This is a genomic window from Victivallis sp. Marseille-Q1083 (assembly GCF_903645315.1).
Taxonomy (GTDB): Bacteria; Verrucomicrobiota; Lentisphaeria; order Victivallales; family Victivallaceae; genus UMGS1518.
The window spans coordinates 1,486,517-1,510,681 of the sequence record NZ_CAHJXL010000001.1 but is presented as its reverse complement, the minus strand read 5'-3'; the positions used below and the strand labels follow the sequence as shown (position 1 = coordinate 1,510,681).

At 58.5% G+C, this 24,165-nt stretch carries 19 protein-coding genes; 17 read left to right on the top strand and 2 right to left on the bottom strand.

Features of this window, described 5'->3' with window-relative positions; all coding sequences use genetic code 11:
• Nucleotides 1-89: 89 nt before the first annotated feature.
• The 7 genes from gyrB (at nucleotide 90) to HWX74_RS05980 (ending at nucleotide 8,534) form a co-directional block, all read left to right on the top strand.
• Entirely contained in the window at nucleotides 90-2,573 is a 2,484-nt protein-coding gene (gene gyrB, locus HWX74_RS06010; protein ID WP_176012692.1) for a DNA topoisomerase (ATP-hydrolyzing) subunit B, read from the top strand.
• 20 nt (nucleotides 2,574-2,593) lie between these two features.
• Nucleotides 2,594-3,685, top strand: coding sequence for a recombinase RecA (gene recA, locus HWX74_RS06005; RefSeq protein WP_176012691.1), 1,092 nt, complete (start codon nucleotides 2,594-2,596; stop codon nucleotides 3,683-3,685).
• 63 nt (nucleotides 3,686-3,748) lie between these two features.
• Complete coding sequence (locus tag HWX74_RS06000) at nucleotides 3,749-6,343, top strand: tetratricopeptide repeat protein (protein ID WP_176012690.1); 2,595 nt, start codon at nucleotides 3,749-3,751, stop codon at nucleotides 6,341-6,343.
• A gap of 29 nt (nucleotides 6,344-6,372) precedes the next feature.
• Complete coding sequence (locus tag HWX74_RS05995) at nucleotides 6,373-7,074, top strand: MotA/TolQ/ExbB proton channel family protein (protein ID WP_176012689.1); 702 nt, start codon at nucleotides 6,373-6,375, stop codon at nucleotides 7,072-7,074.
• Between the two features lie 2 nt (nucleotides 7,075-7,076).
• Nucleotides 7,077-7,553 carry a biopolymer transporter ExbD gene (locus HWX74_RS05990; protein WP_176012688.1) on the top strand — a complete coding sequence of 159 codons (477 nt, stop codon included), beginning with the start codon at nucleotides 7,077-7,079 and terminating at the stop codon, nucleotides 7,551-7,553.
• A complete protein-coding gene (locus HWX74_RS05985) occupies nucleotides 7,543-8,280 on the top strand; it encodes a hypothetical protein (protein WP_176012687.1) in 738 nt (245 codons plus the stop codon). The genes HWX74_RS05990 and HWX74_RS05985 overlap by 11 nt, the downstream gene beginning before the upstream one ends.
• A gap of 5 nt (nucleotides 8,281-8,285) precedes the next feature.
• Nucleotides 8,286-8,534: a hypothetical protein gene (locus HWX74_RS05980; protein WP_176012686.1), complete on the top strand. Its 249-nt coding sequence runs from the start codon at nucleotides 8,286-8,288 to the stop codon at nucleotides 8,532-8,534.
• Between the two features lie 78 nt (nucleotides 8,535-8,612).
• Here the strand turns inward: HWX74_RS05980 and HWX74_RS05975 are convergent, their stop codons facing one another.
• A complete protein-coding gene (locus HWX74_RS05975; protein WP_176012685.1) occupies nucleotides 8,613-9,338 on the bottom strand; it encodes a GNAT family N-acetyltransferase in 726 nt (241 codons plus the stop codon).
• A 218-nt stretch (nucleotides 9,339-9,556) separates the two neighbouring features.
• On the opposite strand from HWX74_RS05975, the gene HWX74_RS05970 reads away from it, so the two are divergent.
• The 10 genes from HWX74_RS05970 (at nucleotide 9,557) to HWX74_RS05925 (ending at nucleotide 22,285) form a co-directional block, all read left to right on the top strand.
• Entirely contained in the window at nucleotides 9,557-12,310 is a 2,754-nt protein-coding gene (locus HWX74_RS05970; protein WP_176012684.1) for a VCBS repeat-containing protein, read from the top strand.
• 139 nt (nucleotides 12,311-12,449) lie between these two features.
• Nucleotides 12,450-13,271, top strand: coding sequence for a GntR family transcriptional regulator (locus HWX74_RS05965; protein ID WP_176012683.1), 822 nt, complete (start codon nucleotides 12,450-12,452; stop codon nucleotides 13,269-13,271).
• A 128-nt stretch (nucleotides 13,272-13,399) separates the two neighbouring features.
• Nucleotides 13,400-14,164 carry a prepilin-type N-terminal cleavage/methylation domain-containing protein gene (locus HWX74_RS05960; RefSeq protein WP_176012682.1) on the top strand — a complete coding sequence of 255 codons (765 nt, stop codon included), beginning with the start codon at nucleotides 13,400-13,402 and terminating at the stop codon, nucleotides 14,162-14,164.
• A gap of 82 nt (nucleotides 14,165-14,246) precedes the next feature.
• Nucleotides 14,247-15,995 (top strand): hypothetical protein, encoded by a 1,749-nt coding sequence (locus HWX74_RS05955; protein ID WP_176012681.1) that lies wholly within the window; start codon nucleotides 14,247-14,249, stop codon nucleotides 15,993-15,995.
• Nucleotides 15,996-15,997: 2 nt separating this feature from the next.
• Nucleotides 15,998-16,786, top strand: coding sequence for an SDR family NAD(P)-dependent oxidoreductase (locus HWX74_RS05950; RefSeq protein WP_176012680.1), 789 nt, complete (start codon nucleotides 15,998-16,000; stop codon nucleotides 16,784-16,786).
• A gap of 15 nt (nucleotides 16,787-16,801) precedes the next feature.
• Nucleotides 16,802-17,671: an aldo/keto reductase gene (locus HWX74_RS05945; RefSeq protein WP_176012679.1), complete on the top strand. Its 870-nt coding sequence runs from the start codon at nucleotides 16,802-16,804 to the stop codon at nucleotides 17,669-17,671.
• Nucleotides 17,672-17,707: 36 nt separating this feature from the next.
• Nucleotides 17,708-18,607 carry a dihydrodipicolinate synthase family protein gene (locus HWX74_RS05940; RefSeq protein ID WP_176012678.1) on the top strand — a complete coding sequence of 300 codons (900 nt, stop codon included), beginning with the start codon at nucleotides 17,708-17,710 and terminating at the stop codon, nucleotides 18,605-18,607.
• Nucleotides 18,608-18,655: 48 nt separating this feature from the next.
• Nucleotides 18,656-19,516, top strand: coding sequence for a sodium:solute symporter (locus HWX74_RS05935; RefSeq protein ID WP_176012677.1), 861 nt, complete (start codon nucleotides 18,656-18,658; stop codon nucleotides 19,514-19,516).
• A 123-nt stretch (nucleotides 19,517-19,639) separates the two neighbouring features.
• Nucleotides 19,640-20,413 carry a hypothetical protein gene (locus HWX74_RS05930; RefSeq protein WP_368506805.1) on the top strand — a complete coding sequence of 258 codons (774 nt, stop codon included), beginning with the start codon at nucleotides 19,640-19,642 and terminating at the stop codon, nucleotides 20,411-20,413.
• Between the two features lie 333 nt (nucleotides 20,414-20,746).
• Nucleotides 20,747-22,285 (top strand): alpha-isopropylmalate synthase regulatory domain-containing protein, encoded by a 1,539-nt coding sequence (locus HWX74_RS05925; RefSeq protein ID WP_176012675.1) that lies wholly within the window; start codon nucleotides 20,747-20,749, stop codon nucleotides 22,283-22,285.
• Between the two features lie 11 nt (nucleotides 22,286-22,296).
• Here HWX74_RS05925 and HWX74_RS05920 read toward each other — a convergent pair whose 3' ends face one another.
• The gene (locus HWX74_RS05920) at nucleotides 22,297-23,811 is read right to left on the bottom strand and encodes a hypothetical protein (protein ID WP_176012674.1); all 1,515 of its coding nucleotides are present in this window, start codon (nucleotides 23,809-23,811) and stop codon (nucleotides 22,297-22,299) included.
• Nucleotides 23,812-24,165: the final 354 nt, after the last annotated feature.

The following is a 24,165-nucleotide window of genomic DNA, read 5'->3' as shown; positions in this document are numbered from 1 at the left end:
AAGACGGGCTTGTGGTGTATCTTACCAAGTAAAATTTTATGAAAAAAATTAACGGGCCCAGAGTAAGGTTTTCTGGAGAAAGAGTTCCTATGGCAGAGATTGATGATTTGAAAACGACGCCGGATGAGTCCAACGAGTACAGCGCCAGTAAAATTACGGTGCTGGAAGGATTGGAAGCGGTGCGGATGCGTCCGAGCATGTATATCGGCGACACCGGGCAGCGCGGTTTGCACCATCTGGTGTACGAAGTGGTGGACAACAGTATCGACGAGGCGCTGGCCGGTTACGCCAGCCGGATCAAGGTGGTCATTCACGGCGACAACAGCATTACCGTCATTGACGACGGCCGCGGCATTCCGGTTGATCTGCATGAAGGCGAAGGCAAGCCGGCGGTGGAAGTCGTCCTGACCGTATTGCACGCCGGCGGCAAATTCGACCACAACTCCTACAAGGTTTCCGGCGGCCTGCACGGCGTCGGCGTCTCCTGCGTCAATGCGTTGAGCACCAGAATGGAAGTGGAGGTTTGCCGCGACGGCGCCCGCTGGGGAATCAAGTTCGCCCGCGGTGTTACCGTTTCGCCGTTGACGAAACTCGGCGACACCGACAAGCGCGGTACGATGGTGAGTTTCTGGCCGGATCCGGAAATTTTTTCCGACACGGTTTTCGTGTGGGACATTCTGGCGACCCGGCTGCGCGAGCTGGCGTTTCTCAACCGCGGCATTCACATCACGCTGATCGACGAACGGGTGCCGGAGGGCGAAAAGCCGCGGGAAGAGATTTTTCATTATGAAGGCGGCATCTGCGAATTCGTCAAGCATTTGAATGCCAACAAAGTGCTGCTGCATCAGGAGGTGATCTACTTCCACCGCGAAAAGGACGGCATCGACGTCGAATTGGCCATGCAGTACAACGACGGCTTTGCCGAGCATATTTTCAGTTATGCGAACAACATCAACACGATCGAGGGCGGCACGCACCTGACCGGGTTCCAGGGCGCGTTGACCCGGACGATCAACGCTTATGCCAAGACGAACAACATGTTGAAAAATGACAAGGCGATGACCGGCAACGATACCCGCGAAGGGCTGGTGGCCGTCATCAGCGTCAAATTGCCGGACCCGCAGTTCGAGGGGCAGACCAAGACGAAACTCGGCAACAGCGACGTCCGCGGCATCGTCGAATCGGTGATCAACGACAATTTGGGCACTTTCCTTGAAGAGAATCCGCAGACGGCCAAGGATATCATCCTCAAGGCGATGACCGCGGCCCGGGCCCGGGAAGCGGCCCGCAAAGCGCGGGAGCTGGTGCAGCGCAAAGGCGCGCTGGAAGGCTTTTCGCTGCCGGGCAAGCTGGCGGACTGCTCGAGCCGCAATCCGGCGGAGTGCGAAATTTACATCGTCGAGGGTGATTCCGCCGGCGGGTCCGCCAAACAGGGGCGCGACAGCTCCTTCCAGGCGATTCTGCCGATTCGCGGCAAATTGCTCAACGTCGAAAAGGCAAGGCTGGATAAGGTGTTGCAAAACAAGGAAATCCAGTCGATGGCGGCGGCGTTCGGCTGCGGGATCGGCGACGAGGATTTCGATGTCAGCAAGTCCCGTTATCACCGCATCATCATCATGACCGATGCCGACGTCGACGGTTCGCATATCCGTACGCTGCTGCTGACTTTTTTCTACCGCCAGATGAAGCCGCTGATCAACGCCGGTTACGTCTACATCGCCAATCCGCCGCTGTATAAGGTCAAGCGCGGCAAGCAGGAACGCTACATCGACACCGACGAACAGCTCGACGCTTATCTGATCGAATTGGGCTGTAACGACCTGACGGTGAAAAATGCCGTCGGTGAACTGCTGGACATCGAACAGATCAAGGCATTGATCGGTCTCTATAACGAGTGCAATCAGATCGCGTCGAATTTGCGGCGGATCGGCTTGGAGCCGGCGCATTATTTCGACCGGCAATCGGAGGACGGCCGTTTTCCGATTGCCCAGATCAACGTCCGGGAGCTTGACGGGACCAATACCGAAACGCTGGTTTATTCTTCGGAGGAAGAGGCGCTCTGCATCAAGGCGGCTGAAGAGCGGCTGAGCCTGGAGCCGAGCGCGGCGATGACCAGCATTGAAAACGGCGAGATGCCCGATATTTTCCAGACCTCGCCGATCGATGTCGTGAACATTTACGAAGCGGAAGCGACATTCAATGTCTGTGAGAAATTGAAGGCATTCAACATCGCGCCGACCCAGGTGTTCGCCGGCGACCTGACGCGGTTCGAAGTGTTCGATGCCGACGGCGTGCCGCATGCGATCAATTCGCTGCAGGGGCTGTTCAATCAGGTGCGCGAAAACGGTAGCCGCGGGATTTACCTGCAGCGTTACAAGGGCCTGGGTGAAATGAATGCCGAACAGCTCTGGGAGACGACGATGGATCCCAGGAACCGCAAGATGATCAAGGTGACGATGGAGGATGCGGTGGAAGCGGAACGGATGTTCACGCTGCTGATGGGCGATGTCGTCGAGCCGCGCCGCGAATATATCGAAAAGTACGCCAGCGGCGTTAAGAATCTGGATATTTAACCTATAGGATTGGGATAAAAATGGCCGAACCGAAAGAGAAAGACAGGAACCTCGAACGCAACCGGAATCTGGATATTACCCTGGCCCAGATTGAAAAAGAATTCGGCAAGGGCACGATCATGCGGCTCGGCGATACCACCAATCGTTTCAACGATGTCGCCACGATCAGCACCGGCGCGCTGGCATTGGATATCGCGCTGGGAATCGGCGGCGTGCCGCGCGGCCGGATCATTGAAATTTTCGGACCGGAATCCTCCGGCAAGACCACCTTGTGTCTGCACGTCATCGCCAACGCCCAGCGGGCCGGCGGCACCTGCGCGATCATCGATGCCGAACATGCCGTCGATCCGGGGTACGCCAAGAAAATCGGCGTCAATACCGACGAGTTGCTGATTTCCCAGCCGGATTGCGGGGAGGATGCGTTGAACATTGCCGACGCGCTGATCCGCAGCAATGCGATCGACGTGCTGGTGGTCGATTCGGTGGCGGCGCTGGTGCCGAAAGCGGAAATCGAGGGGCAGATGGGCGATTCCCACATGGGGTTGCAGGCCCGGTTGATGTCTCAGGCGCTGCGCAAATTGACCGGGGCGGCCAGCAAAAGCCGGACCTGTGTGATTTTCACCAACCAGATCCGCGAAAAAATCGGCGTGATGTTCGGCAATCCCGAAACGACGACCGGCGGCAATGCGCTGAAATTTTACGCTTCGGTCCGGATGGATATCCGGAAAATTGCGGCGATCAAAGATCCGGCCGGCGAAGTGGTCGGCAACCGCACCCGGGTCAAAGTGATCAAGAACAAGATGGCGCCGCCGTTCCGGATTGCCGAATTCGACATCAATTATTCCGAAGGCATTTCCCGGGCCGGGTCGATTCTGGATGTCGCCTGCGATTTGAATGTGGTCGAAAAGCGCGGGTCCTGGTTCTCGTTCGGCGGCGAACAGCTTGCCCAGGGACGAGAACAGACCAAAGCCTATCTGGACAAGAGCCCGGAGCTGCAGGAAAAGCTGCTGCAGAAGATTCGGGAAAAACTGAAAGGGACATCCGAAGAGGCCGAGCCGGCGGCGGAGGCCGGCGTTGCGATGCCGGCCGGCGAGCCCGCCGGAGAGCTGTGAGCCGGCGGTGCCGGCTGCCGTCCGGGCCGATCCGTCCGGGCGGCCGGGTGAAATATTGACAGTATGAAGAAAAAATTACCATCGGCAACCGGAGGCTCCGGCCGCCGCGGCGGAAGGTTCGCGGCGGTCGTGTTGTTGTTTCTGGCCGGCAGCGCCGCGGCGGAAAACGTTGCTCCGGCGCCAACGCCAGCGCCGGCAATGCCGCAGCCGGCCGACTATCAGAAGCGGCGGATGGGAGACGCGGCGTTTGCCAACCGCGATTTCGACCGGGCGGTCGATTTTTACCGCGAATACAAAGCGGAGGCCGCCGGCAATCATCCGGCGGAGCTGGATGCCGTCCGGCACCTGGTCGCCGCGTTGCTGCAGGCCGGGCAACTCGAAGTGGCGGCGGCGGAAATTGCCGAATACCGGAAAAATAATCCGAATGAAAACGATCTGGAACTGGCGTTGCTGGAGGTGGACCGGCTGTTGTTGAAGCAGGAATACGCCGCCGCCGAAAGCCGGCTGCGGCAACTCGACAGGGAAGCGGGAGCGGCTCCGGGAGGAGAATTGCAGTTCAAATTGCTGTCGGCGCTGGGATTCGCGCTGCTGCAGCAGCAGAAATTTCTGGAAGCCAACCAGACTTATGTGCAGTTGATCAAGGCGGCGGCCGGCACCAATTACGAATTTACCGCCCAGTGCCAGGATTTGTACGCCCAGATCGCCAGCGGCAACCTGGCGGACAGCCGGAAACTGCTGGATACCTTGAAGCGGCAATATGCCGACCAGCCGCTGCCGGAGAATCTGCAGTTGCTGGAGATGAGCCAGATGGTCGGGGAACGGCGTTTTTCGGAGCTCAAACAACTGTATTCCCAGTTTGCGGCGCCGGCCAGACCGAATTTGCAATATTACCGGATCAACCGCGATTTGGCGGAACATTTTTTGACCAATCAGCCGTCGCCGGAGGCGCTGGCCTACTTGGAGACGGCGTTTGATTACGCGCCGACCGAAACCGACCGCCGCGATACCCTGCGGCAGTTGATCAACGCGGCGGTGAACTTGAAACAGACGGCCGAGGCCATTGAGTATTTCAGGAAATACCTGACGTTTTATCCGGCCGATCCGGAAGCGCTTGAGCTGCGGCTGCAATTGGCGAAATTGCACGTTTCGGCCGGCCAGCCGGAGGAGGCGCTGACGCTTTACCGGCAATTGACCGAGGATTTGAAATTGCCGGAGCCGATTCGCCTGGCCGCGGCTTACGATGCCGCCCAGGTCTGTGCGGAACGCGGCGACCGGGCGGGGGCGGTCCGGTTCCTCGAATACGCCGGCGCGCAGGCGACGACGCCGGAGGCGCGGGACACCGCCAGTTTCCGGTTGGGAGAGTTTTATTTCAACAGCGGGGAGTATCAAAAAGCGCTTGAACCGCTCGGCAAGCTGCTGGAAGCCGAGGGCGAATGGCGCGACCGCGGCATCTACTGGATGATTCAAGCCCATTTGAAATTGAACAATTTCGAACCGGCTTTGCTGCTGACCGGGAAATTGGCCGAAAGCGCGGTGGAGGCTTACCGGTTGGAAAGCGCCTACCTCAAACCGCTGCTGGAGGAGAAATTGAACCGGCTGCCGGAAGCGTTGAAGGATTATCAGGCCTTCGTGGCCGCCTATCCCGCCGGCGCGTTCACGCCGCCGGCCCGTTATGCGATCGGATCGATCGAGTTCAAATTGCGGAATTATGCCGAAGCCGAAGCGGCGTTCCGGAAATTCGCGGCCGACTACCCGGACAACGATCTGGCGCCGGATGCGCTTTATCAGGCGCAGCATTGCGCTTATTTTCTCGAGGACAGCAATGCGATGCTGGAGTTGATGCAGCAGTTGCTGAAGCGCTATCCCGATTCCAAATTTACCCCGGCGGCGCAATTCTGGTGGGTGGATTTTCTGAAAAGTGCCGGTCGCTTCAAAGAGGCGCAGACCCTGCTGCAGGAGATGTACGACCAGGCCAGGCGCCGCCAGCCGGAGCTGCTGCCGCAGATCCTGTACGACCAGGCGGTGGTGGCCGGCAAGAACGGCGAAAACGGCAAAGCGTTGGTGCTGCTCAAGGAGCTGCTGGAAAAATATCCGCAGGATCCGATCCGGGCGGAAGCGTTCTTCCTGGCCGGCGATCTGGCCAGTTTGGAAGCGGACTACGCGGCGGCGGCCGAATTTTACCGGCAGGCGGCCGAATTACGGCCGGATACGGCCTTTGCCCGGGCCGCCCGCGGCCGGACGGCGGATTGCAATTACAGTTTGTATGCCCGGGATAAACAGCCCGAACAGTTGCAGCAGGCGGTCGCCGATTACCAGGCGCTGCTGGCGGATGAGGCGCTGGATTCCTTTCTGCGGGCGCAGACGATTTACAAGCTCGGAGTGTGCCGGGAACTGGAGCAGAAGCCGGAAGAGGCGGCGAAGCTTTACGACGAGCTGCTGTACCTGGCGCTGGACTGGAAGCGGCAGGAGCAGGAGTATGCCGCGCCGTGGGTGGCCAAGGCTGGCTATGCGGCGGTAAACCTGGCGTTGGCGTCCAGGACGCCGGAAGGGGCGCAGCAGGCGATCAAACTGATCCGGCTGATGCGGCAGCTCGACTTGAACACCGGCGAGGATTTCGACGCCTGGGAAGCGGCAATCAACCGGCAGTATCAGCTTTGAATGAATGAAACGACACAGGAGAAAAAACGATGTTGTTTTTGCAATTGATGAACGATGGCGGGCCGGTGATGTGGCTCATTTTGGTTTGCAGTTTGATTGCGATGTATGTTTTTCTGGAAAAATGGCTGCAGTTCCACCGCGAACAGATCAACGTGCGCGAATTGCTGAAGGGCTTGAACAATGTCTTGAAGCGCAACGGTTTCGTTGAGGCGATCAGTTTGTGCGACAACACGCCGGGGCCGGTGGCCCGGGTGCTCTCCGCGGCGATTCTGGCCTATGAACGGGGCGACGAGGATCTGGAACGGGCGATCGAAGACGCCAACCTGGAGGAGGTGCCGAAACTGGAACGGCATCTGAACATCCTCGGCACCGTCGGTTATATCGCTCCGCTGCTCGGCCTGCTCGGTACCGTGCTGGGCATGATGCGCGCGTTCCAGACCATCCACGACACCCAGAGCGTCTATTTGAACGCCACCCAGTTATCCGGTTCGATCAATATGGCGCTGATTACCACCGCCGCCGGGCTGGCGGTGGCGATTCCCTGTTATGTGGCGCACAACTATCTGCTGGCCCGCGTCAATACGATGACGCTGGACATGGAAAAAGCCGAATCGACCATCCTGGGCTTTTTCCAATATCACAGCAAGAATGACGAAGCTTTGACCCGGGTCAGCAATCTGTCGACGGCCAGCGAGAACAACGTTGATTTGTTGAGCGGCGAGGAAGCTTGAAAATGCGAAGGCGAATCTATCATTGCAGCACCAGCCGGCTGCGCAGCCGGCTGCACGCCTTTCAGGGGCGTCCGGATTTGACGCCGGTGGTGGATGTGATGTTTCTGTTATTGATTTTTTTCATGCTGTCGAGCTCTTTCGTACAGGTTTCCGGCATAGCCGTCGATTTGCCGCCGGTCGGGGCAACCGGTTCGGTCGGATTGGAAAAATTCAGCATCACCGTGGCCTATACGGAGAACGGGACCGAAATCTATTTCAACGACCGGCCGGTTTCCTGGGAGAAATTGCCGGAGGAGCTCGGCATGGTCCGGACGGTTTCGAATATGAACACCGTGATTATCCGGGCGGACAAACAGGTGCCGTTCGGAACGATTGCCAAAATCATGGCGATGGCGGAACGGGCCAATTTGTCCACCTTCATCGCGACGATGCCGCCGCAGGACCGCGGCGAAACCATTTTCAATCCCAATGAACGCTGAAGAGATCAAAGCGAAACAACAGAAATTTCATCGCCGCATCATTTGCGAAGCGGTCGGCATTGTCGTATTGTTTCACCTGATCCTGCTGGGACTGTTCCGGTATGCGCCGCGCATCGCGGAAGCGGCCGGCGCCGAGCGCAAACCGGTGATGATGCTGAACCTGGCGGCGCTGCCGGAAGAAGAACGGCAATTCTGGGACAATTGGCTGACCTACCACGATCCGGCCTTGATTTCCCGGCCGGACCGGAAATATACCTACAGTGCAGTGCGGCAGGAGGCGGCATTCCGCGAAGCGCTGCCCGGCCATGCGGCGAAATTGCCGCTGGCGGAGCCGGAACCGCGGCCGGCCATCGGTTTCGGCCGGCTGCCGCAATTGCCGTCGGTGCCGTCGGTGCCGGCGCGGCTGGCCGGTTATCGGGCGGCCACGGTCGCTTTGCTGCAGCCGCCGCCGGCGGTGAAAGCATCGCTGCCGCGTTTCAGCTTGAACGGGCGGCCGTGGAACTTGCCGGTGCCGCCGGAAACATTTGAAGAGTCCGCGGCCGGAGGCAGTTATTCGGTGATTCGGTTTTATCCGGCCCGGGCGGCCGGCATGTTGCGGTATGAAGTGAGTGAGTCCAACGGCGCTCCGGCGCAGGAACAACTGGCAATCCGGCTGTTGCTGCAGCAGCCGGAACTTGCCGGCGCCGATGAAAATCAGGAAGTGCGCATTCAATGGCGTGAGGAGTGATCGAAATGTTAATCGGAATGGATTTGGCCGGGGGATTGCTGTTTTACCTGCTCGCCTGGCTGGTGACGATCGGTATTTTGTGGGTGCGGGAGTTGTGGCGGCTGAAGCGCGGTTACGATTTGCAGTTGAGCAAAGGCCGGTTGTTCTCCTGCGACCATTGCCGGTATGTTTTCTTGTTCGAAGACGATTCCAACATCACCCGTTGCCCGCGCTGCAATTCGATGTGCATTTTGCGCAAAAAGAAAAATTATTGACGCCGATTCCCCTGTTTCGATTCCCCATTCAGGCAATTTCCGGGCGAACGCCCGGGTTGTGCCGGCCGCGTTGTTTTTTCAAGTCAGCGTATTCCGGTAAGTGCACATCCAGGCCGGACGGAAACCGCTGCGATGAGCCGTTGCCTGGGAAGGAATGTTCGACGAAGCCGTTCCGTAATAGGGAACGATATCGCGTTCGAGAATCGCTGCGGCCAACCTGCTGACCAGGCAGCCGGCCAGTCCGCTCCGCCGGTGGCGCGGTTCCACGTCGATGCCGATCTGCCACATCGTCGCGCTGTCGGCGGACGCGCCGGCCATGCCGGCGATGCCGTCCGCATTGTCGGCATAAATGACCAGTGTATCGGGCCGGGGATGGTTGCGGTCATATTGGATGGCGTTGTGAAAACCCGGATGCCGATAGAGTTGGACGATGGAGCTGCCTTCCGCCCAATGGAGCCGGAAGCCGGCCGGACAGGGCAATGGACGGAGAATCCGGCAGTCCGGCAGATAGTAAAGCGAATGGCCGCTGAACCACGGCGAAGCAAATAGATCGTCTCTGGACAAATCTTTCAACGCCGTTTTCAGGCGGGGCAGAATTGCGGCTTCGGCAGAAACGACGATCCCATTGCCCATCGTGGCCGCTTCGGCGTACGGCTGCTGCCGGTCGAATAAACGGCGTTCCGGGTGCAGGGCGGCCTCGCAGAACACGGTGCCGTCGCGCCGGAAATCTTCTTCTCTGCAATTCATATCTTTGGCCAGTTGCCGCCGGACTTCCGCCAGCAGGGCCGCAGTGGAGGAAAACATGAAAACCAGTCCTTTCTGAAAATGAACGGGATAATATACGGAGTGATTGCCGGCGATGCAACGATACCGTATCGGGTTTGACGGCATAAATGGCCAAAAATTCAAAGAAAAAGTAAACTTTATACAAAAATTGCTTGCAATTTTTAAAATAATTTGCTATACTAGCCGATACAGGGAATATCCGATACAAGTTTTTGCAGCAAGCCAGGGAGCTTTGGATGAAACGGAAAAGAATCGGCGATGCTTCGTTTGAAGAGTTCAGGCAGGGGATTTTCGGCAACGGCGGACAGAATATTTATGTTTCCAGGCGGGGTATCCTGCAGCGGATTCATCGCTTCGACGTCACGCAGAGCGGCTATGCCGACGCGTTTTTCGCCAATGGCCAGGAGATCGACGAGTGCCCGCCGCTGGGACTGGTGGGGCATCCGTTTGAAGAACCGCAATTGCGTTCGCTGCCGGCGCTGGGAGCGTTTGATGTCTGTGCGGCGGATTTGAATGGCGACGGCCATGAGGAACTGATCGTCGCCAACCAGAGCGACGGCGCTTCGGCGGATGTCTCCTCCTTCATCTACTGGGGCGGTCCGGACGGCTTCGACGAGAATCGGAAAACCGAACTCTATCTGCCCGATGCGCTTGGCGTGGTTGCCGCCGACTTCGACGGTGACGGCCAGTTGGAAATCGTTCTGTGCAACCCGGAGCGGCTGCGGATGTTCAAGGCGACGGCTTCCGGTTTCGCCGCCGACGGCTTCCGCGATCTGACGCTGGAATGCTTGAGCATGGCAGCCGCCGATCTCGACGGCGACGGCTGCGCCGAACTTTATTTGCGGATGCGTTCCGGCGGACCGCGCATTTACTGGGGCGGGCCGAACGGCCTCTCCGCCGACTGTTACACCGAACTCGGCACCGACGAATGGCCGGAAAGCCGGATGCAGTCGCTGACTACGGCGGCGAAACGGGCCTTCTGTCCCGGCTGGCGGGCCGCCATAGTGACGATCGACGGTCGGGCTTATTGTTTTCAGCCGACGCCGGAGGAGGCGGCTTTCTTTCGGGTGGACCGGGCACGCAGGGTGGAAAAAGCGTTTGCCCTGCCGGTCGCCGGAGCGGTCGATGCCGCTGCCGGCCGGATCGGCAGCGGCAGGTACGACGACCTGGTGCTGGCGGTTTGCCGGCAGGAGGACGATTCCGTCCAGCATTCGCTGGTGTTGCACGGTTCGGCAGCCGGATTCTCACCGGCCCGGTCGACGGCTTTGCCGGGCTGTAATGTGCGCGGGGCCGCGGTCATCGAACTGGAAGGGCATGGCCGCAGTGCGATCGTACTGGTCCAGGGGCAGAATGAGACGATGTTTACGACTGAATCGCTGATCTACCGGACCGATGAAGCCGGAAGGATTGAGGAGTGCCCCCATTCGTTTGCGACTCACAACGCGGTGGCGGCGCGCCGGGTGCGCATCGCCGGCGAAAATCACGTGGTGTTCGTCAACAATATGGGCGGCCGGGCGTTGGGCGATGTGCCGGTCTATATTTATCTGAATTCGGCGCGCGGTTTTTCCCCCGACCGCCGCCTTGAGCTGCCCGGCCATTCGGCGGTGGATTTGGCTTGTGCCGATTTCAACGACGACGGCTGGGCCGATCTGCTGGTGACCAACAGCGCAGAGTGTTCGCCGCGGCACGATCCGGGTTCTTTCGTCTATTTCGGCGGTCCGGACGGTTTCCGGCCGGACGAACCGCTGGTGCTGGACACTTACCGGGCCCACGGCAGCGCGGTCGGCGACTTCCGGCACAGCGGTTATCTGGATATCGCCGTCACCGGATTTTTCAATCCGGAGTTGCGCATTTTCCGCGGCGGCCCGGACGGCATCGACGGACAGCGGCCGCAGATCATCAATCTGGACCCGGACTGCCGGGAATATGCGCCGCGCAAAACCGGATACCAGGACGATCCGTCCTTCGATGTCAAAAACTGGGGGCAGCCGCGTTTTCTCTATACGGCGGATTTCAACAACGACGGTTATCTGGATTTGTTCGTGCCGCAGATCATGGCGAGCCATTCAATGATTTTCTGGGGCGGTCCGGATGGTTTTTCCCGCGACAATGTCGCTTTGCTGCCGGTGGAAGGCGCCTGCTGTGCGCGGGCGGCCGATTTGAATGGCAACGGCTGGCTGGATCTGGTGGTCGGCTGTTACGGCGCGCCCAGCAAACGTGAAAAGTTCGATTCCAACCTGCTGATCTTCTGGGGCGGCCCGGACGGCTATTCGCAGTCGCGCTGCTGCGCGCTGCCGGCTCACGGCGCCAATTCGCTGGTGATCGCCGATTTCAACGGCGACGGCCGGCCGGATATCTTCGTCACCAGTTATCACAACGGCCGGGCGCGCGACATCGACGCCTACCTTTACTGGAACTCGGCCGACGGCTTTTCGGTGCAGCGCCGCACCCGGCTGTTCAATCACTCCGGGGCCGGCTGCATGGCGGTCGATTTCGATGGAGACGGCCGGATTGATCTGGCCGTCTGCCATCACCGCGCCTACGGCAATCATGTCGCCAGCTCGAAAATCTGGTACAACGGGCCGGACGGTTTTGAAGCGAAAAATACCGTCCGGCTGCCGACGATCGGTCCGTTGGGCATGGTGACGGCGTCGGCCTATAACCTCAGCGATGGCTCCGAAGAGGAATATTTTACCTCCAGAGTGCTGGAAATCCCACCCGGCGTCACCCGGCTGTGCGAAATTGTCCTTGCCGCCGAATTGCAGAAGAAAACCTGGGTGTCGCTGCGGCTGCGGATGGCCGCGACGCCGGACCGGTTGCGGCGGGCGCCGTGGTTCGGCGCCAGTTACGGCGAGAAAGCGTTTCACGGTTCGCGGACAGTCAACATCCCGGTCGGCGCCAGCCGCTTCTGTCAATATCAACTGGGGCTGGGGGCGGCCAACGGCGGCAATTCGCCGCGCGTTTCGGCGGTCGAATTGTGGTTTGAGTGACGACGGGAATGGAGTTTTTGAGCGCAAGTGAAAAAAAATTGCTGAAAAAGTAATTTTTAGTCAGAAATTGCTTGCAATTTTTCGAAAAATTTGCTATACTTTACAATAATGATAAATATCAATCGCAAAAAGGAGCATGATGGCGGTCAACGCAACAATTGAAGAATGGGGTGTGGATACCAAGGAGTCCGGTTTCGTGCTCGCCCAGGAATTGCTGTTGAAAAAACTGCTGAGCGGTGAGGTGGCGGCCGGCCAAGCGCTGAAGGAGTCGGTGCTGGCCAAGGAATTCGGCCTCAACCGGCCGTCGGTCCGGGAAGCGCTGAGCCAGGCGGTCGGCTGGGGCGTGGCGGAGTATGTGCCTTACTGCGGTTATCGGGTGAAGAATTTTACCTTGAAGGACATGCTCGACTGGAACGAACTGCGGGAAGGCATCGAACCGATTGCCGCGCGCCGGCTGGCGGAGCATCGTTCCGATCTGGTGCTGGAGCGCCTGGAGCGCCTGGTGACGCTGTTCGGAGAAGCGGTGATGAACAAAGACCGGAATCAGTCGATTTTCGCCGATTTGAACTTCCATATGGAAATCATCAACTCCTGCGGGAATTCCCGGTTTGCCAGCCCGAACAACCTCTGTTATTTTACCGTTCTTTTCCGGCTTACCGTCAAGGTTTGTTTCGAATTGGAATTCCGGTTGTCGCAGCAGAAAAATAACTGCCGGTTTCCGAAATTGTACTCGCCGGAGCAGTTCATGACCTACAACAATGAGATCGCCCTCGACAATCACCGGCAGATTCTCGATTGTATCCGGCGCCGGGCGGTGGAGGAGGCCGAGCAGGTTTCCCGCCGTCACATTCGCGACCAGGTGAAAAGCGCGCATGAATTGATCGAGCTCTGCGGTGACGCCGGCCTGCCGTTGAACAGCGATTTCGAGTTGATCTGCCGGCGAAAGCAGTTGTTCTGGTAGTTGAATTGCCGGCGGATGCCGGCCGCTGGAATTCAAGCGGACGGCGCGAGGCGGTTTAAGATAAGTAAAAGGGATCGGTTTTCGAAGAAGAACAGAAATTTTCTGAACAAGCAGAAAGGAAAAATGTCATGAAACGCAATTCTCACCTGACCGACCGGACTGACCACCGAGTCAACTTCACACTTATTGAACTTCTGGTTGTAATCGCGATCATCGCCATTCTCGCCAGTATGCTGCTGCCGGCCTTGGGCAAAGCGAAGGCGGCGGCGATGAATGCGAAGTGCATTTCCAATCTGAAACAGTCGATGCTGTATATGACGATGTATGCCAACGACAACACCGAAAAGATTCCGCTGTATATACAGCAGCAGGACGACGACGGCGACTGGCGTTATACCTGGGCGGATGCATTGGAACTGAGCGGTTACTGCAGCACCGATCCCAAGGAATTCAGTTGTCCGACTCTGGAAATCGATCTTGATTCCCGCGGCTTTCTGGAACATATTTACGGCGTGTATGCCTCCGGTGGCACCCAGACGATGTACAACCTCACCAAAGGGCTGATGACGGAAACGGCCCTGGCGACCGGCGGCAATGCCCGGATATTGAATTCGATCCTGGTGGAAAGCCCGTCCGCAGCCAGCGTCATCGCCGATTCCCGGAGCAATGCCGGCAAACAGACTTATCTGATCACCCGGGCGATGGGCGACTATTACCATGACGCCCGCCATAACGGCAAGTTCAACCTCGCCTTCCTCGACGGCCATGTTACCGGCATGACGCCGCAGGAGTTCGTCAATAACTGCAGCGATAATCCCAATGTGTTCAATACGACGTCCGGCGGTTTCATTTGCTTCGGCAGGGCCGGAACGACACAGGTACTCTACTTCTGAGACAGGCAATGCAAAGGCGCCGTCCCATTCGAGACGGCCGGGACGGCGCCGGAACGCAAAAGATTCAAAGAGAGAACATCCGATGAAGAAAATTTTTCTCCGGCTGGCACTGTTGCTGGCCGCCTGGAATGCCGCCGGTGCGGCGGAAACGGCGGGGCCGAAACTGGCCAGTACGATTGATTTCCTGGACTACGTGTTTTACAATGCGGCCGACGGCTCGGAATATTATCCGCTGGAAGTCTGGGAAAAACGGATCGCCGAAATGGCGGCCGGCGGCCTGGATAAGATTTATCTGCGGGTCAACTGCTGCGGTTTGACGCTCTATCCGACTAAAGTGGCGGCGATGTACGGCGATGAAGGCGGCTATCATTGGAACATTCCGGCGGCGGAGGGGCCGGACCGGCTGATCCGGACGCTGCGGACTTACGATCCGCTGACGGAAACGATCCGGCTCGGGCACCAATACGGTTTGGAAGTGTGGTGCTGGGAAAGCTTGTGGGACGATGCCGCCGGCTGGGCTTTCATGTCGGAAAACGACTATCCGGAACTGGTGGCCGAATACGGCCATTATCCGTTGATGGACCCGTTTTTCCGCCGGAACTTTGACGGGTATTCGAAGCGTGATCCGCGTTTGACGTTTTCGCCGCAGCAGGTGGAAGCGATCAATCAGGCGGCTCGCCGCCGGCCGGTCGGCCGGATTGAAATCACCAGCTCCGTCACCGGCCGGCCGCAGCCGGAGTTTTCCGATGAAACGTTGGAAATTTGGTGCAGCGGGGACAACCGGGAATACCGGCCTTACGACGGTCCCCGGCAGTTCCGGACCGAGCAGACGGCGGACGGCCGCTGGAAACTGATTATCGACCAGCTGGAGTTGACGCGGCCTTTCGTCAAGCTGGTCCCCCGGCAGGCGTGGCCGCAGGACCGGTTCGCGATGGTGATCGATCAGCCCCGGACGCCGCTCGGCCAAATTTTCAATGTCGACGGCGAAGCGGTGCCGGCGGTCTGGGGGCAGGTGCTCAACGGCGGCGAAGCGGCGGCTCTGGTGTTTTCCCCGTTCGCCCGGTTTGCCTGGGATTACGGGACCCGGCAACTGGGATTTGTCGTCGGCGAACCGGAGCCGGATGAGCGGGAAGCTTATTTCCTGGGCATCTGCGAGTTCGCCGAGCCGGAAGTGATGGCGCACAAAGTGGCCCGGTTCCGGGAGCTGACCGCTTACGACTTCGACGGCTTTCTCTTCAATCTGCGCAGCCACAGCGAAGTGGCCGATCCGGCTGCATACGGCTTCAATGCCGCGTTGCGCGATCAGTACCTGGCCCGTTACGGCCGGGATATCTGGGATGAGGATTTCGACCGGGCGGCGCTCGATGAATTGCGGGCCGAGGCGCTCGACGAGTTTTTGCGGCGCTGCAAAGCCGAAACCGGCGGACGGCCGCTCTATTTCACGGCGACTTCCAACGGTCCGGAACAGGCCGGCGCCCATTACAAGATGGTCCGCTGGGCCAAAACGCTCGGCATTCCCTGGCATTTCGACCGCTGGTTCGCCGACGGTTCCATTGACGGAGTGATGATGATCGGCGATTATTTTCCGGCCGAACTGGCCGAGGCGGCGGCCGGGAAGGACATCGCCGTCGGTGTTTTCCGCGAGATGGCTTTCCCGCAGAAAGGATATGATTTCGACGCGGATATGGCGGAATTGTTCACCGATGACTCCATCGATGAAATTGAATTGTATGAAACGCTGGAATTGACCAACCATCCGGCCAGATTCGAGAAATTGAAAGCATTGAAACAGGCGGCCGGCCGCGACGGCGGCCGAACGGCGGAAAAGTGACCATGCACGTATTGGAGAGTTTTTCTTTACAAGGCCGGGCGGCGCTGGTGACCGGCGGCGCCGGTCTTTACGGCCGGCAGATTACCGCGGCGCTGGCGGAAGCCGGCGCGCTGACCTTCATCGCCGCCCGGAATCTGGAGGCGTCGGAAGCGTATGCCGCCGAGTTGCGGCAACAGGGTTTGGCGGTGCGGGCCATCCGGCTCGATCTGGCCGACGAGTCGTCGATTTGCCGGGCGGTGGAGACGGTGACGGCGGAAGCCGGCCGGTTCGATGTGCTGGTCAACAACGCGGTGACCCGTTCGGCGATTCCGGGCGGCTGGGAGCAGCCGATGGCGGCATTCGACGCCAGTTTGCACGTCAATGCGTCATCGTTGTTCTTCCTGACCCGGCTGGCGGCGCAGGAGATGAAAAAACAGCGCTCCGGTTCGATCATCAACGTCGGCTCTTATATGGGGCTGCTCGGCCCGAATCCGTCCAACTACCTGGGAACCGACATGATGAAACATCCTTCGCCGATCTATTTTTATGAAAAGGGCGGCATGGCCAATTTCACCCGTTTCGCCGCCAGTGTGCTGGGGACTGACAACATCCGGGTCAACTGCATTGAGCCGGGCGGCTTCCAAAGCGGGGAGACGGACCGGTTCGTCCGAAATTACAGCAGCAATACGATGCTGGGGCGGATGGCGAACGGCAGTGATTTGAAAGGGGTCGTCGTCTTTCTGGCTTCCGAAGCTTCCAGCTATATCACCGGCGTCAATTTGCCGGTCGACGGTGGTTATACCGCGAAATAAAGGAGTTCGATTTTCATGGCGGTCAAGTTGATTCTCGGCACGGTTCAGTTCGGTCTGCCTTACGGCATTGCCAATACGTCGGGCCAACCCTCCTATCGTTCGGTCTGCGACATCCTTTCCGCCGCGGCGGCCGGCGGCGTCGATATGCTGGACACCGCGGCCGACTACGGCGAAAGTGAAGCCGTCCTCGGCCGGGCGCTGGCCGAACTGGGGTTGCGCGGGCGGATGACGGTGGTCAGCAAGATCGAGCATCTGCCGGGCAATCTGACGGCGGCGGAGGCGAGGAAACGCATCGGCGGCAGTCTGGAGCGGTCGTTGCGGCGGCTGAAGCTGGAGCGGCTGCCGATCGGTTTGTTTCATGAAGAAGGCAATTTATGTTACCGGGAAATTTTGCAGGAGTTCGTCGCTGCCGGCCTGGTCGGCGCCGCCGGCGTGTCGCTCGATGAAAAAGTGGTGCCGGCCGTCGCCGGAGCTGCCTGCGTGCAAATTCCCTGCAATATTCTCGACCGGCGTTTCAACCGGCTGCTGGCGGAAGCGCCGGCGCCTCAGATGATTTTCGCCCGGAGTGTCTATCTGCAGGGATTGCTGTTGATGCCGGAAGAAAAAATTCCGGACAGATTGCGGGAAATCATTCCGTTGCGGCGCCGGTTGGAACAGCTGGCGGGAACCGCCGGAATGCCGCCGCGGGAACTGTATTTTCGCTATCTGCTGTCGCAGAATGGCCTGTCCGGCATCCTGATCGGGGTGGATTCTCCGGCGCAGTTGGAGGAAAATTTACGACTGGCGTCGGCCGGGCCGCTGCCGGAAGACCTTCTGGCGGCAATCCGGCAAATGGTGCCGGTCCTGGCCGAACGGCTGGTCCGTCCGCATTGCTGGGCGGCTTGACGATCGTTGGAACGAATCGATAAAAACGGGAAAAAAATGAGAAAAAAAGTTTATTCTGCCGCCATTACGCCGTTGCATGCCGACGGATCACTGGATGAAAACGGATTGAACAAGCTGTTTGATCGCAATATCCGCCACGGAGTCGACGGGTTCTTTCTGCTCGGCAGCATGGGGGAGTGGGGCAGTTTTTCGGAGGAATTCAAGGAGGAACTGATCCGGATTGCCGCCGCGGCGCTCCGGGGACGGGCCGAACTGCTGGTCGGCATCAATGCGACCAGTCTGCCGCTGTCGCTGAAACTGCTGGAACGTTATTCAACTTACGAATTCGACAGTTACGTGTTCATGCTGCCGGGCCGGACCAGCGCGCTCGATCCGGTCAAGTCGATTTTTGCCGTACTCGACGCCGCCGACCGGCCGGTCTATTATTATCATTGCCCGCCCAACAACAACATCAATCTGTCGCCGGATGATTTCGCGGCGATCATGCGGCATCCGAAGCTCAAGGGGATCAAGAATTCCGCCGGCAGCATGTACCTGCGCCGGGAACTCCTCCGTCTGCGGGACGAACGGCGTTTGTCCACCCGGATCCTGGAGGGCCAGGAGTGGGCGGTCGACGAAGCGTTGATCGTCGGCTGCGACGGCATGCTGTGCGGCATGGGGGCGCTGGCCTCGAAGGTGCTGACCGGCATTGCCGGGGCGGTCGACACGGGCAATATTGCCGAGGCAATCCGGCGGCAGAATATTCTGATCGATATCTTTCACGGCGTCTACGGTTCGTCGCTGGAAAATGTCTGGAACGGCCAGAAATATGCGTTGGCCGAGCTCGGTTTGATCGCTTCGCCATTCACTTACGCCCAGGAGATGAGTTCGCTTTCCGACGCGGCCAAACAGCGCATTTCCGCGTGTCTGGCCCGATACCGCGACGAACTGGATTGATTGAGCCGGCCGTCGGCTGTGAATTGTTTTACCGAAAGGAGGCTTGAATTGGATTACGCCATCATTGGAGCATACCTGATCGCGGTGCTGTGGATCGGGTTTTATTTCAGCAAGGGAGAGAACACTTCCGAGAACTATCTGCTGGGCGGCCGGAACATGCCGTTTCTGGCGATCGGCATCTCCTGCATGATGTCGCTGCTGAGTTCGAAATCGCTGGTCATGGTGCCCGGAGAAATCTACAACAACGGCTTGACGCTGTTCATCCTGACGCCGCTGGTGCTTTTGCCGCTGTCGATTCCGTGTTATCTGCTGTTCACGAAATTCTATTTCAAGCTCGGCAGCTACACGCCGTACGAATATTTGGAATACCGTTACGATTCGACGGTGCGGGTGGTGGTGGCGGTTTCCGCTTTTTACGGCCGGGTGCTGTATGTCGGCATGGTGCTCTATGCGACGTCGAAGATTTTCGAAGGCGCCTACGGCTGGCCGGCCTGGGTGACCATTGCCCTGGTCGGGGTGTTCGGCGTAATTTATACGGTGATGGGCGGCATGAAGGCGGTGGTGTGGACCGACGTGCTGCAATTTTTCGTCTTGTTCGGCGGTTTCGCGGTGATCGTCTGGGTGTTGTGCCGGAGCATCGACGGCGGCCCGCTGGAAGCGGTGCTGTGCACGTTCCGGGAAGGCCACGGGCTGCCGCAATTTTCCGATCCGTCGTTCTATTCGCTGTCGCCGTATGTCCGGTTGCTGTTCTTCCTGATGCTGTGGAACGCGGTGATAGAGCCGCTGACCAGCGCCTGCAGCGATCAGATCAATATCCAGCGGCTGCTGAGCACCCGGAACTGGCGTGAGGGATTCAAATCGCAGATCACCTCTACGGTGCTCGGCATTGCGTCGGTGTTGATTATGTAGTTCATCGGCATGGCGCTCGCCACATACTATCGCCTGAATCTCGACCCGGCGCTGGCGAAGCTGGGCGGCGACGCGGTGTTCTTCCACTTCGTCGCTACCTAATGTCCGACGCCGCTGCCCGGCTTGTTCATGGCGGCGATGCTGGCGGCGATCATGAGCACGCTGGACTCCGGCATCAACTCGATGGCGACGGTGTGGCTGAAGGAGTTCCACCAGCGTTTCATCAACAGGCATCTGACGCCGCGACAGGAGGTCACGGTGTCGCGCTGCGCGACCTTCGTGATCGGTTTGTTCGCCATCCTGCTCGGGTTGGCGCTGGACGTTTCCGGCCGCTGGCTGGAACAGTCGTTGGTCGAGGTGGGAACGATTTTCGGCCTGATCGGCGCGGTGGTGCTGCCGGCGTTTCTGTTCGCAGTGCTGTCCGACCGGGCAAACGCGAAACTGATCTGGGGCTTCACTTTCTTCAACTTCGGCGAAACGCTGTCCGGCAATCTGTGGTACATTCTTTCCCGGCGGGCGGAGGCGCTCTGGCAGCCGGGAATGCCGCTCGGCTGGGCGGGCAAACTGGATTTCATCCATGTGCTGATTCCGCTGGTGGTTGGTGCGCTGCTGCTGGTTCCGTACCTGGTGAAACGGCGCCGGCAACTGCGTTCATCTAAAATATGCGCGCTGCTGGGCATGATCGTATTGGGCTGGTCGTTCGGGATGCTGATCTGGTATGGCTACAGCCAGTTGCTGATCACGGATCTGCCGCGTTCGAGAAGTTTCGCCTTCGGGCTGCCGCTGAGTTTCATCGGCGCCTTTATCCTGCTCTGGTTCTGCCCGCGGCAGCCGAAGGAGAAATGGCAGGGCTTGACGCTGGCGACGCTGGGCGAGAAGATCATCGCCCGGCAATAGAACAGTCCGGAACGGGCGTAATAAAAAAAATAAATCTTTTTACCGGCAGGGGATTGCTTTTTGTAAAAAAATCGGCTATATTTAGATTTAAACTTTCGATTGGTAGAGAAGAAAATGATCTTGTCAAAGTACGTGCAACATCTGAATCTGTTGATTATGGCGATCGGCATTATGACCGGGTCTTGCTTGGACATTGCCGGCGAGGCCCGTGCCGTAGTCTGACAGGTGTCCGTGCGTGCTCCATTCCAATAATGAAACATCGGCCATGCCGCTCGTTCACCGGGTTGAAGCGTGGCCGTTTTTTATTTGGAAAACAGGAAAGATTTTGCGATAATGGAACAGAAAAACCGTTTCGGGCGGTATGTGGAGTTGCTGGATACGACGCTGCGTGATGGCGAACAGACGCCGGGCGTGGCGTTTACACCGCAGGAAAAACAACAGTTGGCCAGGATGCTGCTCGGCAAATTGCGGGTCGACCGGCTGGAAGTCGGTTCGGCACGGGTGTCGGACGGCGAACGCGACGGCGTCCGGCGGATTGTCGAATGGGCGGACCGCCATAATCTCGGCGATCGCCTTGAAATCCTCGGTTTTGTCGACGGCGGCAAATCGGTCGACTGGATCAGCGATGCCGGCGGGCGGGTGATCAATCTGTTGACCAAAGGGTCGGAGCGGCATTGCACCGTGCAGTTGGGCAAAACGCCGCAGCAGCATTACGCCGAGGTGCTGCGCGACATCGAATATGCCGCCAGCCGGAATTTGGCGGTCAATGTCTATCTGGAAGACTGGTCCGGCGGCATGCGCGAAAATTTCACCTATGTCTATAATTTCCTGGCGGAATTGCAGAAAGTGCCGGTGGCGCGGGTGATGCTGCCGGATACGCTCGGGATTCTTTCGCCGGATCAGGTATCGCTTTATCTGGACTGGATCTATGCGGCGTTTCCGGCGCTGAAGCTGGACTTCCACGGCCACAATGATTACGGCTTGGTGACGGCCAATTCGCTGGCCGCGGTGCGCGCCGGCATCAGCGGGGTTCATACGACGGTCAACGGCCTGGGCGAACGGACCGGCAACCAGCCGCTGGCGCCGCTGGTGGTGGCGGTCAACGATATGACCGACCGCACCACCCATGTCAACGAGAAACAGTTGCAATATGCCACCGCGGTCGTTCAGGCGGTTTCCGGCAAGCGCTGTGCGTGGAATACGCCGGTGGTCGGCGCCGATGTCTTTACCCAGACTTGCGGGGTTCACGCCGACGGCGATAAAAAAGGCAACCTGTATGCCAACGAGCTGCTGCCGGAGCGTTTCGGCCGGCGGCGCAATTACGCGCTGGGGAAATTGAGCGGCAAAGCGTCGCTGGATAAGAATCTGGAAGAGATGGGGCTGGAACTGGCGCCGGAAATGCGCAGTCGGGTGCTTCAGGAAATCGTCCGGCTGGGCGATAAGAAAAAGCAGGTGACGCCGGCGGATTTGCCGTTTATCATCGCGGCGGTGCTGCGGACGCCGCTGGACAGCAGAGTGAAAATCAAGGATTTCCAGGTGACCAACGGTGCCCGTACCGAGCCGGTCGCCAGAGTGGTGATCGATTATCACGACCAAACGCTGGAGGCGAGTTCTTCCGGCGACGGCGGCTACGATGCTTTTATGAAGGCGGTCCGCAAGGCGTTGAAAACGGTCGGTGTGGTATTGCCGCGGCTGGAGGATTACGAGGTACGAATTCCACCGGGCGGCAAAACCGACGCGCTGGTGGAGACGACGATCACCTGGGAAGCTCAAGCCGGTGAACGGGCGCTGATTACCACCGGCGTCGACAGCGACCAGTTGCTGGCGGCGATCATCGCCACCGAGAAGATGCTGAACCTGGTGACCGATTGATGCCGTTTTGATTAAACGATACGAAACGCGGGAAGAAAAAAACTGTTCTTTCTTCCCGCGTTTTCCGCCCAGCCGATGAACGCTTCGAGAAGAGGCGTCAACTGCTTCTTGAGCACGTCGGTGGCATCGCGGCGCACCCAACTGGACCAATAGGTATAGCCGCCCAGCGTCAGCGACCGGGGCGTGGCCACATAGCCGTAGTAACCGTTTACCTGATCCACCGGAATGGTTTTTACGCCGGTGAACTGGGAGCGCAGCCAGATGGACATGTCGCACAGGCTCTCGCCCGGCACCCCGACGAAAGTGTATTCTCCCAGTTGCAGGGCGGAGACCGTCACCGGCACGCGGCGGCGGCGCAGAATCTCGTCGTCGAAGCCCAGGCCATCCTGCAGAAGCCAACGTTCATCGGAGGCGCGGAACCGGTCATCGATCAGTTGTTTGACCCGGCTGGGGGGCGCTCCGGCGGCAATGGCGTCCTGAAGTCTTTGTTCCGCGGCGTCGACCTCCTCAGCCCAGCGGGAAAAATCGTGACTGATCGGAAAATCATCCCGCATGGGCATTTCCAGATGAAAAGTCTCCGCCTTCAGCCGGCCGGCGTTTTTCAACGGCCGGGGGCGGTCGGCCAACCGGCGTTCCAGGCGGTCGGCGAAACTTTCTCCGAGGCGGCGCGCTTCCGCGGCGCATGCTTCATAGCTATCCATCCCGGCGAACCCTTTCTTCACCGTCAAATCGCCGCAGGGACCATTGAGATAAACGGCGGTTCCGCCCAGGTCCCGTTCCAGCTTTTCACAGAGGTAGCCCGGCCAGTCGAAATTGAATTTGTACTGGTCGTCCACGCCCCGCAATTCAAACAGCACTGCCACATCCGGATGTCCGGCAAACCGGGAAACAGTGCCGATGGTTTCTCCTTTTCGATTGGAAAAACGGAACAAATAAGCTTTGGGGTCCGCCGGGTTGTCGAAATAGATGGGCTTGTCGAACACCGGCAGAAGAGGATGATATCCCCGCAGCAGCATGATTTTGTCGTTCTGCGTACAGGGCCGTCCTTCCCCGTCGAAATCCATTCCGGACCAGACGGTGACGCCGCCCAGGCCCGCCACATATTGCTCCCGATTGAAATTGCCTTCGGTCCCGAAGTCGGCTTCCGCCACCTGACAGGTGAATTCCTCCGCCCGGTCCATCATCTCCAGAATGACGGGAATGCAGCGTTCCACCAGGCGATCGATCACTTCGCCGCTCAGTTCCGGCCCTTTGGGCGCGGCATGAATCTGCAACTCATGATACCAGATATGATCTACCGGGATTCCGGTGCGTTCCGCCACCGCCCGCCGCCAGCGGTTAGCGTCTTTTGAGAAGGTCCCCAGAAAATCGAAGGCCGCGACCAGGGTCCGTTGCCCTTCGGATTCCAGATAAAAGAACCGCCCGTACAATTCGGTGCCATATTCCCAATCCGCCATGGCGCCGCGGGCGATACGGGAGTCGTAAACTCCACGCGTAGTTACTTTGGCGAAACTGCATTTAGCCATATCGAAGACCTTCCTGCTTGATTATTCGAGGGTATTTATACCTCAGGAACCGGGAAAATGCAAGAAGCTTAAAAGGAAAACATAAATGATAATCAGGTTTGGGAACAGGGGAATTCGTCATATCTGGAAATAACGAATCGTCTTATTTGGAAAGTAAAATAGGGTAAAAGTTATAATTGTGAGCAAATGACTGACAAACAGCGATTTGAGATAAATGGAAGATAAATTTCATTATATTTTGAAGATTAAAAAAAATAAGTGAAATGTTTTCTCTGAAAAATGTAAATTATAGGGAAAATGTTTTTTTGAAAAATAAATAAGCATTTATCTTGACAGATTTGAATTTGCTGTGTA

Excerpts from the sequence above, each read along its gene's own strand:
- gyrB (WP_176012692.1), top strand. The coding sequence starts at position 90 with ATGGCAGAGATTGATGATTTGAAAACGACGCCGGATGAGTCCAACGAG.
- recA (WP_176012691.1), top strand. The coding sequence starts at position 2,594 with ATGGCCGAACCGAAAGAGAAAGACAGGAACCTCGAACGCAACCGGAAT.
- HWX74_RS06000 (WP_176012690.1), top strand. The coding sequence starts at position 3,749 with ATGAAGAAAAAATTACCATCGGCAACCGGAGGCTCCGGCCGCCGCGGC.
- HWX74_RS05995 (WP_176012689.1), top strand. The coding sequence starts at position 6,373 with ATGTTGTTTTTGCAATTGATGAACGATGGCGGGCCGGTGATGTGGCTC.
- HWX74_RS05990 (WP_176012688.1), top strand. The coding sequence starts at position 7,077 with ATGCGAAGGCGAATCTATCATTGCAGCACCAGCCGGCTGCGCAGCCGG.
- HWX74_RS05985 (WP_176012687.1), top strand. The coding sequence starts at position 7,543 with ATGAACGCTGAAGAGATCAAAGCGAAACAACAGAAATTTCATCGCCGC.
- HWX74_RS05980 (WP_176012686.1), top strand. The coding sequence starts at position 8,286 with ATGTTAATCGGAATGGATTTGGCCGGGGGATTGCTGTTTTACCTGCTC.
- HWX74_RS05975 (WP_176012685.1), bottom strand. The coding sequence starts at position 9,338 with ATGTTTTCCTCCACTGCGGCCCTGCTGGCGGAAGTCCGGCGGCAACTG.
- HWX74_RS05970 (WP_176012684.1), top strand. The coding sequence starts at position 9,557 with ATGAAACGGAAAAGAATCGGCGATGCTTCGTTTGAAGAGTTCAGGCAG.
- HWX74_RS05965 (WP_176012683.1), top strand. The coding sequence starts at position 12,450 with ATGGCGGTCAACGCAACAATTGAAGAATGGGGTGTGGATACCAAGGAG.
- HWX74_RS05960 (WP_176012682.1), top strand. The coding sequence starts at position 13,400 with ATGAAACGCAATTCTCACCTGACCGACCGGACTGACCACCGAGTCAAC.
- HWX74_RS05955 (WP_176012681.1), top strand. The coding sequence starts at position 14,247 with ATGAAGAAAATTTTTCTCCGGCTGGCACTGTTGCTGGCCGCCTGGAAT.
- HWX74_RS05950 (WP_176012680.1), top strand. The coding sequence starts at position 15,998 with ATGCACGTATTGGAGAGTTTTTCTTTACAAGGCCGGGCGGCGCTGGTG.
- HWX74_RS05945 (WP_176012679.1), top strand. The coding sequence starts at position 16,802 with ATGGCGGTCAAGTTGATTCTCGGCACGGTTCAGTTCGGTCTGCCTTAC.
- HWX74_RS05940 (WP_176012678.1), top strand. The coding sequence starts at position 17,708 with ATGAGAAAAAAAGTTTATTCTGCCGCCATTACGCCGTTGCATGCCGAC.
- HWX74_RS05925 (WP_176012675.1), top strand. The coding sequence starts at position 20,747 with ATGGAACAGAAAAACCGTTTCGGGCGGTATGTGGAGTTGCTGGATACG.
- HWX74_RS05920 (WP_176012674.1), bottom strand. The coding sequence starts at position 23,811 with ATGGCTAAATGCAGTTTCGCCAAAGTAACTACGCGTGGAGTTTACGAC.